Below are 14775 nucleotides of genomic sequence, written 5' to 3'. Positions count from 1 at the left end.
CGCGTGGCCGGCGGGGTGGCGTCATGACTGCCACCGGTAGCCGCGCGGGGTCACCATGCGGCCCGCGATCTCGCGCGTGGCCGTGTTGCCGACCGTCACGACGGTCATCATGTCCACCATCGCCGGATCCAGTCCGGCGAGTGTCGTGAGGCGGCTGGATTCGTCCGGCCGGGACGCGTTGCGTACGACACCCACCGGCGTCTGCGGCTCCCGGTGTTCCGCGAGGATCGACAGCGCCTTCGGGAGCTGCCAGTCGCGGCCGCGGCTGCGCGGGTTGTAGAAGGTCACGATGATGTCCGCCTCCGCGGCGGCCAGCACCCGGCGCTCGATGACCTCCCACGGCGTGTGCAGATCGGACAGGCTGATCGAGACATGATCGTGCCCGAGCGGCGCGCCCAGGATCGCGGCTGCGGCCAGCGCCGCGGTCACGCCCGGCACGCCCACCACGTCGATGTCGTCGGACGCCTCGGCGAGTGCGGGGGAGGCCATCGCGTACACGCCCGCGTCACCGCTGCCGATCAGCGCGACCGCATGCCCGGCGCGGGCCTCGGCGACAGCGGTACGGGCCCGCTCCTCCTCCGCACCGAGGCCGGACTCGATGACCCGGGTGCCGGGCCTGAGCAGGTCGCGGATCTGGTCGACGTACTGATCGAGCCCGACCAGTACCGACGCGCGCCGCAGCTCCTCCGTGGCGCGAGGGGTGACCAGATCGCGGGCCCCGGGCCCGAGGCCGACCACGGCCAGCCGGCCGCGCGGCGTCTTGCGCACGACCGCGCAGGTCGCCATCGCGGCCCGCCCCTCAGGGCTCGACTTCCGCTTGGGAACGAGGAGTTCACCCCCGCCCGCGAGCGCCGCGGCCTCGGCGACGGACGGCGTGCCCACCGCGGCGAGCGGCGCACCGGACGGGTTCGGCACGGCGATCCCGGCGAGCCTCTCGGCGGCATGCGTCACCAAGGGCACCCCGAGCCGCTGAGCGGCCCCGACGATGCCGGGCTCGTCCGCCTTCGCGTCGACGGTCGCCAGCTCCGCGACGCATCGCACCGACAGTCCCGCCTCGCTCAGCGCCGTCCTGACCAGCGAGAGGATCTCCTCGACGGGAGCACCCTTGGACGCACCCACCCCGACGACCAGTGACGGCGGCCGCAACACCGCGTCGTGCGGACCGGTTTCGACGACCCGGTCCGTGACATGGAGAGCGGCGGCAGCGCCCTCGCCCCCCGGGGCCACATTCCCGGGCAGCGGCGGCAGCGGCCACACCGCGTCCGCCCGCAGCGCCACCGGATCGCCGTCAAGCACCGCCCGCGTCACGGACGCGACCGCGCCCTCGACCGGCCAGCCCAGCGTGTCCAGGCCCGGGATCCCGGCCGCGTCCGTCGCCGTCGTGACGACCGGCTCCGCACCGAGAACCTCACCCACCGCCGCTGCCAAGGCATTCGCGCCGCCGCCGTGGCCGCCCAGCAGGGACACCGCGTACCGCTGCCCCTCGTCCACGCACACCACGCCCGGGTCGGCAGACTTGCCCGCCAACAGCGGGGCGACGATCCGTACGACCGCGCCCGCCGCCAGGAAGCACACCAGCTGCTCGCACTCCGCGAAGGCCCGCTCGACGCTCTCGCGCACCGGCCCTTCGTACACCTTCGTGCGGCCGGGCCACGCCGCCGCAAGCCGGTCACGGGCGGCCGCGCCCGCCGTCGTCGCTGAGATCAGGCCGATCACTTCTGCGTCGCTCCTTCGGTTGCTCCCTCGATTGCTCCTTCGTTCGCGCCCTGTGCGCGCAGCGCCTTGCGGGCGGCCGGGTCGGCCTTCCGGAAGCCGTGGAAGTGTCCCGGGTGGTAGAGGTGCGAACGCGTCCCGGAAGCCGCCAGCGCCGGCCCCACCAGGAACAGCGTGTGCTTCCAGAGCTTGTGCTCCTTGACGGTCTCCTCCAGCGTGCCGATCGTGCAGCGCAGGATCAGCTCCTCCGGCCAGGTCGCCTGGTACGCCACGACCACCGGCGTACTCGCCGGATAGCCGCCCTCAAGCAGCTCCTGCGTCAACTGGCCCGAGCGGGCCGCCGACAGGAACAGCGCCATCGTCGTGCCGTGCCGCGCGAACTCCCGCACCTCCTCGCCCGGCGGCATCGGCGTCTTGCCGCCGCCGAGCCGGGTCAGGATCACGGACTGCGCGACCTCCGGGATCGTCAGTTCGCGCTGCGTGATCGCCGCGACCGCCGAGAACGACGAGACGCCCGGCACGATCTCGACGGCGAGCCCCAGCTCCACGCACCGGTCGAGCTGTTCCTGTGTGCCGCCCCACAGGGCGGGATCGCCGGAGTGGATGCGGGCCACTTTCAGGTCCTCGTCGCGGGCCCGTTCGTACACCGCGACGACGTCCTCGAGCGACATCGCCGCCGAGTCGAGGATCTCGGCGCCCTCGCGAGCGTGGTCGAGAACGTCCGCCTGCACCAGGCTCGCCGCCCAGATGACGACGTCGGCGTCAGCGATGGCCCGCGCGGCCCGGAACGTCAGCAGATCGGCGGCGCCCGGGCCGGCGCCGACGAAAGTCACCTTGCCGTGGGTGGCGGCATCGGCCATCAGCAGTGGTCCTCTCGGATGGTTCGTGTCTTACGTGTCGCTCGTGTCATTCGGGTGGATCTCGATCTTCGCTGTGCCGTGAGGCCGGTCAATCCGCTAGCAAAGGCGCATGGCGGTGTTCGTCGCGCTCGGCGCGTTCCTGATGACGCTGTTCGGCGGCTGGACGGCTGGGCGCGTCACCGACCGCCGCCACCTCGTGCTGGGCCTGACCGGCGGGCTGATGCTCGGTGTGGTCGGCCTGGACCTGTTGCCCGAGGCACTTCGGGCGGTGGGCAACGAGGTGTTCGGAGTGCCGCAGGCACTGCTGCTGTTCGTCGGCGGCTTCCTCGCCGCGCACCTGGTGGAACGGCTGCTGGCCGTCCGTCAGGCAGCACACGGTGCGGATGAGCGCGTCCCGCAGGTGGGTCTGACGGCGGCCGCGGCGATGGTCGGCCACAGCCTGATGGACGGCATCGCGATCGGCGCGGCCTTCCAGGTGGGCGAGGGCATGGGCGCGACCGTGGCGCTCGCCGTCATCACCCACGACTTCGCCGACGGCTTCAACACGTACACGATCACCAGCCTGTACGGGAACTCCCGCGGCAAGGCGATCGCGATGCTCGTCGCCGACGCGCTCGCCCCCGTCGTCGGCGCCGCGTCCACTCTGCTGTTCACGCTGCCGGTCGCATTCCTCGGCAGCTATCTCGGGTTCTTCGGTGGCGCCCTGCTCTATCTCGCCGCGGCCGAGATCCTCCCCGAGGCGCACCACTCCCACCCCGCCCGCTCCACCCTGCTCTGCACGGCCGGGGGAGTGGGCTTCATCTGGCTGGTGGTGGGCCTCGCCGAATGAGGAGCTCACAGTTTGCCCCCGCGGCCGCCGCCGCGCGGCGCGGGCGCGATCAGCGTCGACAGATACGGCAACGGGCCCTCGGCCAGCTCCGCCGCCGGCCGGATCGACTCCTCGGGCAGCCCGAGTGCCGACCCCCACACCGCGCCCTCGGTGCGCCCCGTCTCCCGCAGCGCGGTCGCCACCTCCGCCGCGAGCCGCCCGAACTTGTAGGCGACGACCGTCCCGGGCCCCTCCAGAGCGTCCTTGAGCACGGCGGCCCCCGCGGTCACCGGCACCAGGGTCAGCGGCTCGGTGCCCTCGGTGAGGACCGCGCCGCTGCGGGCCGCGAGATCCTGCATCGCGGTGATGCCGGGCACGGTCTCGACGACGACGTCCGGCACGAGTCCACCGATGGTCTCGGCGAGATAGGTGAACGTGGAGTACACGTTGGGGTCGCCGATGGTCGCGAAGGCGACGGTGCCGCGGTCGCGCAGCAGCGCGGCGACGGACTCGCCGGCGGCGTCCCAGGCGGCCTCGCGCCGGGCGCGGTCGCTGCGCTCGTTGAGCGCGAAGACGACCCGTACGACCTTGTCGGCGTCGACGTAGTGCAGGACGGTCGCCTCGGCGCGTCCCGGCTCGCCGCCGTCCTTCCCGTCGGATGCGGCCATCACGGGCACGACGACGACATCGGCCTCCTGAAGGGCGCGTACGCCCTTCACGGTCACCAACTCCGGGTCACCGGGCCCCACTCCGACCCCGATCAACCTGCTCATCGCGTACACCTTTCAACGAATCGGCGGGCAATGCCGGGCCCGGAAGCCCAGTGCGTATGCAGATAGCTCGCATGCACGCCCTGTTGTACGAACCCCTCGACGCGGCGCTCGGGCCGGTGCATCCCCCAGGCGGGGGCGGCTCCTGCGGCGGGCTCGACGACGGTCCGGTGGAACTCGTGCCCGCGCATCCGCGTCCCGGCCGAGGCGAGCACGCTGTCGCCCACCGCGACGGCCTCTCGGTAGCCGAGCGTCAGCCGGTCCGCCATCCGCGCCTCGGCGTCCAGCACCCCGCACATCGGCTGCCCGTCCAGCGACCGCGCGAGATACAGCAGCCCGGCGCACTCGGCGGCGACGGGCGCGCCGGAGTGCGCGAGCTCGGCGACGGACTTGCGGAGCGGTTCATTGGCGGACAGCTCGGGGGCGTACACCTCGGGGAATCCGCCGCCGATGACCAGTCCGCTTGCCCCGTCGGGCAGTTGCTCGTCCCGGAGGGGGTCGAAGGTGACGATGTCGGCGCCGGCGGCGGTGAGGAGTTCGGTGTGCTCGGCGTAGGAGAAGGTGAAGGCGGGACCACCGGCGACGGCGACGAGCGGCCTGCGGCGGGCTTGTTCCCCGGGGCTCCGCCCCGGACCCCGCTCCTCAATCGCAGGCGAGGCTGAAAATGTCGGCCTGGCCGCACAAGCAAGCCCCTCCGGCGATTGAGGAGCGGGGGTCTGGGGGCGGAGCCCCCCGTTACGGGATGGGAGTACTCCCCCTGGCTGCGCCGGGGGCACCCCCACCCAGGCGAAGCTCTGGGGGAGGGCGGGGTGGGGAACAGCGCCGCAGGCCACCCCCGGGTCCCACGCCGCGTCCGGCAACGCGGGCGCGCTGCGCGCCAGCGCGAGCAGGGCCTCCAAGTCGCACCCCGCCCGCACCTGCTCGCCCATCGCCCGCACCGCTTCAACCGCCTCCGCCCGCCGCTCGGCGACCGGCACCAGCCCCAAGTGCCGCGACGGCGTCCCCACCTGCTCAGCCCGCCGCAAGGCACCAAGCACCGGCACCCCGCCCTCTTCCAGCGCCTCCCGCAGCAACTCCTCATGCCGGTCCGACCCGACCTTGTTCAGGATCACGCCCCCGATCCGCACCTGCGGATCCCACGACGCGAACCCGTGCACCAGCGCCGCCACCGACCGCGACTGTGACGACGCGTCTACCACCAGCACCACCGGCGCCCGCAGCAGCTTCGCCACCTGTGCCGTGGACGCCAGTTCACCCGCCCCCGCCGCACCGTCGTACAGTCCCATCACGCCCTCGACGACCGCCAGGTCGCACCCCGCCGCGCCGTGCGCGAACAGCGGTGCCATCAGCTCCGTACCGCACATATACGGGTCCAGGTTCCGCCCCGGGCGGCCCGTCGCGAGCGAGTGGTAGCCCGGGTCGATGTAGTCCGGACCGACCTTGTGCGGGGACACGGAAAGCCCCGCCCCGACGAAGGCCGCCATCAGGCCCGTCGCGACGGTGGTCTTGCCGCTGCCGGACGACGGCGCGGCGATGACGAGACGTGCTACCATTCGATGCCCCGCTGCCCCTTCTGACCGGCGTCCATCGGGTGCTTCACCTTCGACATGTCGGTCACCAGATCGGCGAAGTCGACGAGCTCCGCCGGAGCGTTGCGGCCGGTGATGACCACATGCTGGCTGCCGGGCCGGTTCCGCAGTACGTCGATCACCTCGGCCGTGTCCACCCACCCCCAGTGCATGGGATACGCGAACTCGTCCAGCACATACAACTGGTACGTCTGGGCCGCCAGGTCGCGCTTGACCTGCTCCCAGCCCTCGCGCGCCGCCTCCTCGTTGTTGAGCTGCCTGTCGCGCTGGACCCACGACCAGCCCTCGCCCATCTTGTGCCAGGCGACCGGGCCGCCCTCGCCGGAGGCGCCGAGGACCTTCAGCGCGTTCTCCTCGCCGACCTTCCACTTGGCGGACTTCACGAACTGGAAAACCCCGATCGGCCACCCCTGGTTCCAGGCGCGCAGCGCGAGCCCGAACGCGGCCGTCGACTTCCCTTTGCCGATGCCGGTATGCACGACGACGAGTGGGCGGTTACGGCGCTGACGCGTCGTGAGTCCGTCGTCCGGCACGACGGCCGGCTGTCCCTGTGGCATCAGGCTGCCCTCCTTGATCCTTGTACGTCGCGGACGAGCCCGGCGATGGAATCGGCCCGCAGCTCGTCGAGTGTGACGGCCGTGCCGCCGAGATCGCCTGCGAGCGTGCCGGCAAGACCGAGGCGTACCGGCCCGGACTCGCAGTCCACGACGATCGCGGCCGTGCCCTCCGCGGCGTGCAGCCGCCCGGCCCGCGCCGCCAGCGCGACCGGATCGACCCCGCCCGTCGCGCGGCCGTCCGTCACCACGACCAGCAGTGGCCGGCGGGACGGATCGCGCAGGCGCTCCACGCGCAGTACGTCGTGCGCCCGCAGCAGCCCGGCCGCCAGCGGCGTACGGCCACCCGTCGGCAGCGTCTCAAGACGCGCGGCGGCCGCGTCCACCGACGACGTCGGCGGCAGCGCCACCTCCGCGTCCTTCCCGCGGAAGGTGATCAGGCCGACCTTGTCGCGCCGCTGGTAGGCGTCGAGCAGCAGTGACAGCACCGCGCCCTTGACCGCGCTCATCCGCTGCCTGGCCGCCATCGACCCCGACGCGTCGACGACGAACAGCACGAGGTTCCCCTCGCGCCCCTCCCGGGTCGCCTGCCGCAGATCGTCACGCCGCACCACCAGGCCGCGGCCGCTGCGCCCGCGCGCCCGCTGGTGCGGAGCCGCGGCCTGCACGGTCGCCGCCAAGTGCAGCTTGGTGAGCGCCCCTCGGGGCCGCCGCGCCCCCGTCGTCCGGCCATGCTCGGTCCGCGCACGGGACCTGCGCCCCGTCGCACCCTCGCCCAGGCCGGGCACGCTCAGCACCTTCGTACGGAACGGCTCCGCGGCCCGTACGGCCTGCTGCTCACCGCCGCCCGCGCCCTGCGGCTCCCCGCCGTCGGCCTCCTGCGGCTGCGCGGGCGTGTCAGCCTGCTCAGCGTCGCCCTGCCCCGTATCGCCCTGCGGCGGTGTGCCGGGACCGTCCTGCGGCGGGCGGCCACCGCCGCCCGGACCGTCGGGATCCGGATCGTCTTCCTCGCCGCCGAACTCCTCCAGCGTGTCGTCGAGCTTGTCCTCGTCCAGACCGGGCGCGTCGAAGGGATTGCGCCGCCGCCGGTGCGGGAGCGCCAGCAGAGCGGCCTGCCGCACATCCTCGGCGAGTACGTCGCTGCGCCCCGCCCACGCGGCCAGCGCCGTCGCGGTCCGCGCCATCACGATGTCCGCGCGCATGCCGTCCACCTCGAAGGCCGCGCAGGTCGCGGCGATCTGCCGCAACGCGCCGTTCCCCAGCCGGACGTCGGGCAGCAGCGCCCGCGCAGCCACGATCCTCGCCCGCAGGGCGGCCTCTTCATCCGCCCAGCGAGCGGCGAATCCGGCCGGATCGTCGTCGTAGGCGAGCCGCCGCCGCACCACCTCGACCCGCTGGTCGGGCTCGCGCGAGGCCGCCACCTCGACGGTGAGCCCGAAGCGGTCCAGCAACTGCGGCCGCAGCTCGCCCTCTTCGGGGTTCATCGTCCCCACGAGCAGAAAACGGGCGGCGTGCCGTACCGAGACGCCCTCACGCTCGACGTACGACGCGCCCATGGCGGCCGCGTCCAGCAGCAGGTCGACCAGGTGGTCATGCAGCAGATTGACCTCGTCGACGTAGAGAATCCCGCGGTGCGCGTCCGCGAGCAGCCCCGGCTCGAAGGCCTTCACGCCCTCGGCCAGCGCCCGCTCGATGTCGAGGGCCCCGACGAGCCGGTCCTCGGACGCGCCGACGGGCAACTCAACCATCCGCGCGGCCCGCGCCACACCGCCACCGGCCTCGTGCGGACCGTCGGGGCACGCGCGATCGGGCGCCGCGGGGTCGCAGGAGAACCGGCACCCGGCGACGACCGACACCTTGGGCAGGAGGGCGGAAAGGGCGCGTACGGCGGTGGACTTGGCGGTGCCCTTCTCGCCGCGTACGAGCACACCGCCCACGGCGGGTGAGACGGCATTCAGCAGCAGCCCGAGCCGCAGATCGTCCATGCCGACGATCGCGGTGAAGGGGTATGGGGTGCTCATGCGGGCTCCTCGATCGTGTTGCGGCGGTGTGATTCCCCCACCCCGCCCCTTCCCGTAACCAGGGGGCTTCGCCCCCTGGACCCCCAGTCCTCACTCGCCGGACGGGCTGAAAAATCAGCCCCGCCGGCGTTTGAGGCGCGGGGCCCGGGGCGGAGCCCCGAATCAAGCCTCGCCGGCGTTCGAGGCGTGGGGGTCCCCCCACGCCCGCAGGGTGTAGGGGGAGGGTGTGGGGCGGAGCCCCAGTTCTTGAAGCCCGCCGCAGGCGCAACCCTCACGCGTCCCCCTCCAAGTCGCCCTCGAGCTCCAGGTACGTCTGCCGAAGCCGCTCCAGCGTCTCCGCGTCCGGCTCCGCCCACAGACCGCGCTCGGCGGCCTCCAGCAGCCGCTCCGTAATCCCCCGCAGCGCCCAGGGGTTGGACTTCTGCATGAACTCCCGGTTCTCAGGGTCGAAGACGTACTCCGCCGACAATTTCTCGTACATCCAGTCGTCGACGACACCCGCCGTCGCGTCGTACCCGAACAGGTAGTCCACCGTCGCGGCCATCTCGAACGCGCCCTTGTACCCGTGCCGCCGCATCGCCGCCATCCACCGCGGATTGACCACCCGCGCCCGGAACACCCGGTGCGTCTCCTCGCCAAGCGTGCGCGTCTTCACCTGGTCCGGCACCGCGGAGTCACCCACATACGCCTCGGGCGACTCACCCGTCAGATGCCGCACCATGGCGACCATCCCGCCGTGGTACTGGAAGTAGTCGTCCGCGTCGACCAGATCGTGCTCCCGCGTGTCGACGTTCTTCGCGGCGACCGCGATCCGCCGGAACGCCGTCTCCATGTCCCCGCGCGCCGCCCGCCCTTCGAGCCCACGCCCGTACGCATAGCCGCCCCACACCGCGTACACCTCGGCGAGGTCGGCGTCCGAGCGCCAGTTCCGGGCGTCGATCAGCGGCAGCAGCCCGGCTCCGTACGCCCCCGGCTTCGAGCCGAAGATCCGCGCCGTGGCCCGCCGCCGGTCGCCGTGCGCGGCCGTGTCCTCGTCCGCGTGCGCCCGTACGTAGTTGGCCTCGGCCGGTTCGTCCAGCTCCGCCACCGCCCGTACGGCGTCGTCGATGAGCCCCACCACATGCGGGAAGGCGTCCCGGAAGAAGCCCGAGATCCGCACTGTCACATCGATGCGCGGCCGTCCCAGCTCCTGCGCGGGCACGATCTCGAAGCCCGTCACCCGTCGCGACGCGTCGTCCCAGACCGGCCGACAGCCCAGCAGCGCCAGGATCTCGGCGATGTCGTCGCCCTGTGTGCGCATCGCCGACGTGCCCCACACCGTCAGTCCCACCGACTTCGGGTACGCGCCCGTGTCCGCCAGATACCGCTCCACCAGCGAGTCGGCGAGTGCCTGGCCGACCTCCCACGACAGCCGGGACGGGATCGCCTTCGGGTCGACGGAGTAGAAGTTGCGGCCGGTCGGCAGGACGTTGACCAGCCCGCGGGTCGGCGACCCGGAAGGACCGGCGGGCACATAGCCGCCGTCCAGCGCCCGCAGGATGTTGCCGATCTCGTCGGTCGTACGGGCGAGCCGTGGCACGACCTCCTCGCAGGCGAACCCCAACACGGCCACCGCATCGGGGAGTTCGACGCCGAGCACATCCCGTGCCAGCGCGGCCGCAGCCGAGACGTCCCAGCCCCGCTGCTCCATCCCCTCCGCGAGGCGGCGGCACAGCTGCTCCAGCAGATCGATCGCGTCGGCACCCGTCCGCGCGGGCCCCTCGACCAGCGAGGTCAGCTCCACCGGCACCTTCACCGCCGCGCCCGGCTCGGCGAGCAGCGCCTTCTCCTCGAGGCCGAAGTGCTCGGCGAGAGCGGCCCGCAGCCCCGGCAGGGCGTTCGCCTGGCCGCCCCACACCTGGGACGCGCGCAGCACCGCCAGTACGAGATTGACCCGGGCCTCCGCCTCCGGCCCGCCGCCCAGGATGTGCAGACCGTCCCTGATCTGGACGTCCTTGATCTCGCAGAGGTAGCCGTCGATGTGCATGACGAACTCGTCGAAGTCGCCGTCGTCCGGCTGCTCGTCGACATGCAGGTCGTGGTGGAGCTCGGCGGCCTTCACGAGCGTCCAGATCTGCGCCCGGACGGCGGGGGCCTTCGTCGGATCGAGATCGCTGACGAGCGCGTACTCGTCGAGCAGCTGCTCCAGTTTTGCCAGATCGCCGTAGGTGTCCGCGCGCGCCATCGGCGGCACCAGATGGTCCACGACCGTGGCGTGGCCGCGGCGCTTGGCCTGGGTGCCCTCGCCGGGGTCGTTGACGATGAACGGGTAGACGAGCGGCAGTTCGCCGAGCACCGCGTCCGGACCGCAGCCCGCCGACAGGCCGAGGCCCTTGCCGGGCAGCCACTCCATCGTGCCGTGCTTGCCCATGTGGACGACCGCGTCGGCCCCGAAGGAATGGTCGAGCCACCGGTACGCCGCCAGGTAGTGGTGCGAGGGCGGCATGTCGGGGTCGTGGTAGATCGCGATCGGGTTCTCGCCGAAGCCGCGCGGCGGCTGGATCATCACGACGACATTCCCGAACTGGAGGGAGGCGAGGACGATCTCGTCGCCGTCGACGTAGAGCGAGCCCGGCGGCTCGCCCCAGTGCTCCAGCATGCTGTCGCGCAGCTCCGGGTCGAGCTTGTCGAACCAGGCACGGTAGTCGGCGAGCGGCACGCGCGCGGGGGCGGCTGCGAGCTGCTCCTCGGTCAGCCACTCCACATCGTGGCCGCCGGCGTTGATGAGCCGGTGAATGAGCTCGTCGCCGTTGTCCGGATGCCCTTCGACGGCGTATCCGGCGTCGCGCAGGGCGTCCAGGACCCGCACCGCGGAGGCGGGCGTGTCGAGACCGACCGCATTGCCCACCCGCGAGTGCTTCGTCGGATAGGCGGTGAAGACGAGCGCGAGCTTCTTCTCCGCGTTCGGCTTGTGCTTCAACTTCGCGTGGCGTACGGCGATTCCGGCGACGCGCCCGGCCCGCTCGGGGTCGGCGACGTACACCGGCACATCGTCGGGGCCCTGCTCCTTGAACGAGAACGGGACCGTGATCAGCCGCCCGTCGAACTCGGGGATCGCCACCTGCATCGCCGCGTCCATCGGGGACAGCGCGGCGTCCGACGCCGCCCAGACGGCCCGCGACGAGGTCAGGCAGAGCCCTTGGAGAACGGGCACGTTCAGCTCGGCGAGCGCCCCGATGTCCCAGGCCTCTTCGTCCCCGCCGGCGCTCGCGTCACTGGCGCGCGTGCCGCCGGCGGCCAGCACGGTGGCGACCAGAGCGTCGGTCCTGGCGAGCAGCTCGTACAGCTGGGGGTCGGCGCCGCGCAGGGAACCGCAGTACACGGGAAGGGCGTTGGCCCCCCGCGCCTCGATCCGGTCGCAGAGGGTGTCGACGAAGGCGGTGTTCCCGGAGAGCTGGTGGGCCCGGTAGAAGAGCACGCCGACACTCGGCCGCCCCTCGATGTACGCGCGCGTGCCGTGCACGCCCCACTCGGGCATCTTCTGCGGCTCCGCGAAGCCATGGCCGGTCAGCAGCACGGTGTCGGAGAGGAACCGGGCCAGCTCCACCAGGTTGCCGGGGCCGCCCTCGACGAGATAGCGCAGTGCCTCGGCGACCACACCGGCGGGCACGGACGATTCGGCCATCAACTCCGCGTCGGGGACGGCCTCTCCGCCCAGCAGCACGGTCGGGACGCCGGACGCGCGCAGCGCGGCGAGCCCGTCCTCCCAGGCCCGCTTGCCGCCGAGTAGCCGTACGACCGCGACGGACGCGCCCGCGACGAGTGCGGGCAGCTCCTCCTCCACATCGATACGGGTCGGGTTGCCGATCCGGTACGGCGCGCCGGAGGCCCGGGCCGCCAGCAGATCCGTGTCGGCGGTGGACAGCAACAGCACGGTGCTCATACGGGCGCTCCAAGTGTTCCGGGTGCTCCGGGTGGAATGAAGGGAAGTTCTGACGGTGCGCCCGACTCGATGAGCCGCAGCAGCGCATCCGTGTCCGCGTGTTCCTCGATCAGATCGCCGAGCCGGTCCAGCTGCTCCTCGCGCAGCGCGCCGAAACTGGTGTCCGGCGCGGGCACGAAGCGCCGTCCCGCGGCTGCGGCCACCTCGCGCAGGAAGGCGCGCCGGAAGCCGTCGCTCTCCAGCGACCCGTGCCAGTGCGTGCCCCACACGGAGCCGACCCGGCAGCCGTCCAAGAAGGCTTTGCCCCCGAGTACTTCGGCGACGCCGTGGTGGATCTCGTAACCCTCTACGGCTTCGCCGAGCGCCTGACCGACGGGCCTGGCCAGCGTCTTTTCGACGGCGAACCGGATGCGTACGGGCAGCAGGCCGAGGCCTGGGACACGGCCCGCCCGTGACTCGACCTCGTCGTCGATGTGCTCACCGAGCAGCTGGAAGCCGCCGCAGATGCCCAGTACGGGCCTGCCCTCGGCGGCCCGCCGCTTCAGCGCGTCCGCGAGCCCCCGCTCGCGCAGCCACTCCAGGGCGCGCACAGTCCCACGCGTGCCCGGCACGACCACCAGGTCGGCGACGACGAGCTCCTCGGCCCGGTCCACGAACCGCACGACGACGCCAGGTTCGGCGGCCAGCGCGTCCACGTCCGTGAAGTTCGACATCAGCGGTACGGCGCACACGGCGACGCGCAGCACGTCCTCGCCGACGGGCGGCGCGACCACCGACTCCCGTACCGCGCCGCGCAGGGAAACGCGCAGCCCGTCCTCCTCGTCGATGCCGAGGCCGTGCGCGAAGGGCAGCACTCCGTACGTGTGCCGTCCGGTCAGCCCGTGCAGCATCTCCAGGCCCGGCTCGAGCAGCGACACATCGCCCCGGAACTTATTGACCATGTACCCCGCGACCAGCGCCTGGTCCTCCCCGCTGAGCAGCGCCGTCGTACCGAAGAAGGAGGCGAAGACGCCACCGCGGTCGATGTCTCCGACGACCAGCACCGGGAGCCGTGCGGCCCGTGCTATGCCCATGTTCACGATGTCCGTACGCCGCAGATTGATCTCGGCCGGACTGCCCGCCCCCTCGCAGATCACGGCTTCATACGTGCCCCGCAGCTCTTCCAGGCACTCCACGACCGTACTCAGCAGGGCTTCCTGCCGTCCGCCGTGGTAGCCGCGGGCACTCAGCTCGCCCACCGGCTTGCCCATCAGCACGACCTGACTGGAGCGGTCGCTGCCCGGCTTGAGCAGCACCGGGTTCATCAGGGCGCTCGGCTCCACGCGCGCGGCCTGCGCCTGCATGGCCTGCGCCCGCCCGATCTCCGCGCCCTCGCGTGTCACGAACGAATTGAGCGACATGTTCTGCCCCTTGAAGGGCGCGACCTTCACTCCCTGCCGGACGAGCCACCGGCAGATCCCGGCCGTGACGACGCTCTTGCCCGCGTCGGAGGTGGTCCCGGCGACCAGCAGCCCCCCGGCCTTCCGTCTGCTCATCCCCGCCCCTTTCCGGCGCGCCGCACGCGCAGCGCGTGCCCCGCCACGCGGCCCGCAGCGCAGGCCGCCAGTGTCAGCCAGCCGACGCGGCGCGAGAGCCGCACGGCACGTTCGATGTCGCCGAACTCCACCGGGCGGCCGGTGCCGTTGAGTACGGGACGGTGCTCGACGCGTCCGCCGTAAGAGAGGGTTCCGCCCAGCCGTACGCCGAGCGCCCCCGCGAACGCCGCCTCCACCGGGCCCGCGTTCGGACTCGGATGCTTCTTCGCGTCGTCCCGCCATGCCCGTACGGCTCCGCGCGGGTCCTGGCCGACGAGCACCGCCAGACCCGCGGTGAGCCGGGCGCCCGGCCATCCGGCCACGTCGTCGAGGCGCGCCGAGGCCCAGCCGAACCGCCCGTATCTGGGCGACTTGTGGCCGACCATCGCGTCCAGCGTGTTGACCGCCCGGAATCCCACCAGACCCGGCACACCCGCGAGGGCTCCCCAGACCAGCGCGCCCACTACCGCGTCGGAGGTGTTCTCGGCAACGGACTCCACGACGGCGCGGGCGATCTGCTGCTCGTCCAGGCTCTGCGGGTCTCGCCCGCACAGATGCGGCAGCCGCTCCCGGGCCACCTCCACGTCCCCGGCGGCCAGCGCGCCGCCGACGGCCCGCGCCTCACGGCCCAGCGATGTGCCGCCGACGACGGCCCAGGTGGCGGCGGCGGTCAGCGCGACGGAGGAGGCGGAGCGGCCCCGGACCCCGCGGGCGAGGAGCGCGGCGGCAGCCGCGGCGCCCCCGGCGCACACGGCGGTGTGCAGCGCGCCCCAGCCACGGTGGTCGCGCCACAGAACGCGCTCGACGGCGCCCGCCGCTCGTCCGAACGCGGCGACCGGATGCCCCCGGCGAGGGTCGCCGAGCAGCAGGTCGCCGACCAGGCCGGCGGTGGCACCGTAGGCGAAAGTGCGGTCGGCACGCATGGGTTCAGGCCGACGTCTCGCCTGGAATGGCCCTCGTACCC

Annotated in this window: 10 protein-coding genes; 1 reads left to right on the top strand and 9 read right to left on the bottom strand. The window is 72.7% G+C overall.

The window, feature by feature from the left end; all coding sequences use genetic code 11:
• Positions 1-21: 21 nt before the first annotated feature.
• Complete coding sequence (cobJ, locus tag ACZ3H8_RS11145; RefSeq protein WP_467400158.1) at positions 22-1716, bottom strand: precorrin-3B C(17)-methyltransferase; 1695 nt, start codon at positions 1714-1716, stop codon at positions 22-24.
• Positions 1713-2573, bottom strand: coding sequence for a precorrin-4 C(11)-methyltransferase (gene cobM / locus ACZ3H8_RS11140; RefSeq protein WP_467400156.1), 861 nt, complete (start codon positions 2571-2573; stop codon positions 1713-1715). The genes cobJ and cobM overlap by 4 nt, the downstream gene beginning before the upstream one ends.
• 109 nt (positions 2574-2682) lie before the next feature.
• Between cobM and ACZ3H8_RS11135 the strand changes: the two genes are divergently transcribed.
• Positions 2683-3402: a ZIP family metal transporter gene (locus ACZ3H8_RS11135; protein ID WP_467400154.1), complete on the top strand. Its 720-nt coding sequence runs from the start codon at positions 2683-2685 to the stop codon at positions 3400-3402.
• Between the two features lie 5 nt (positions 3403-3407).
• Here the strand turns inward: ACZ3H8_RS11135 and cobI are convergent, their stop codons facing one another.
• From cobI to ACZ3H8_RS11100, 7 genes are all read right to left on the bottom strand, one after another.
• Positions 3408-4154 (bottom strand): precorrin-2 C(20)-methyltransferase, encoded by a 747-nt coding sequence (gene cobI, locus ACZ3H8_RS11130; RefSeq protein ID WP_467400151.1) that lies wholly within the window; start codon positions 4152-4154, stop codon positions 3408-3410.
• Positions 4151-5704, bottom strand: a complete 1554-nt coding sequence (locus ACZ3H8_RS11125) for a cobyrinate a,c-diamide synthase (protein WP_467400149.1) — start codon at positions 5702-5704, stop codon at positions 4151-4153. Before ACZ3H8_RS11125 ends, cobI begins: the two co-directional genes overlap by 4 nt.
• A complete protein-coding gene (gene cobO / locus ACZ3H8_RS11120) occupies positions 5698-6297 on the bottom strand; it encodes a cob(I)yrinic acid a,c-diamide adenosyltransferase (RefSeq protein WP_307664269.1) in 600 nt (199 codons plus the stop codon). Before cobO ends, ACZ3H8_RS11125 begins: the two co-directional genes overlap by 7 nt.
• Positions 6297-8315 carry a putative cobaltochelatase gene (locus tag ACZ3H8_RS11115; RefSeq protein ID WP_467400147.1) on the bottom strand — a complete coding sequence of 673 codons (2019 nt, stop codon included), beginning with the start codon at positions 8313-8315 and terminating at the stop codon, positions 6297-6299. Before ACZ3H8_RS11115 ends, cobO begins: the two co-directional genes overlap by 1 nt.
• Before the next feature lie 271 nt (positions 8316-8586).
• Complete coding sequence (cobN, locus tag ACZ3H8_RS11110; RefSeq protein WP_467400145.1) at positions 8587-12237, bottom strand: cobaltochelatase subunit CobN; 3651 nt, start codon at positions 12235-12237, stop codon at positions 8587-8589.
• Positions 12234-13772 carry a cobyric acid synthase gene (locus ACZ3H8_RS11105; RefSeq protein ID WP_467400142.1) on the bottom strand — a complete coding sequence of 513 codons (1539 nt, stop codon included), beginning with the start codon at positions 13770-13772 and terminating at the stop codon, positions 12234-12236. Before ACZ3H8_RS11105 ends, cobN begins: the two co-directional genes overlap by 4 nt.
• The gene (locus tag ACZ3H8_RS11100) at positions 13769-14734 is read right to left on the bottom strand and encodes a cobalamin biosynthesis protein (protein WP_467400140.1); all 966 of its coding nucleotides are present in this window, start codon (positions 14732-14734) and stop codon (positions 13769-13771) included. Before ACZ3H8_RS11100 ends, ACZ3H8_RS11105 begins: the two co-directional genes overlap by 4 nt.
• Positions 14735-14775 lie beyond the last annotated feature (41 nt).

This window comes from Streptomyces sp. NPDC002868 (assembly GCF_055563295.1).
Note: the sequence above shows the minus strand (reverse complement) of the source record. Positions and strands in the feature narration are given on the sequence as shown.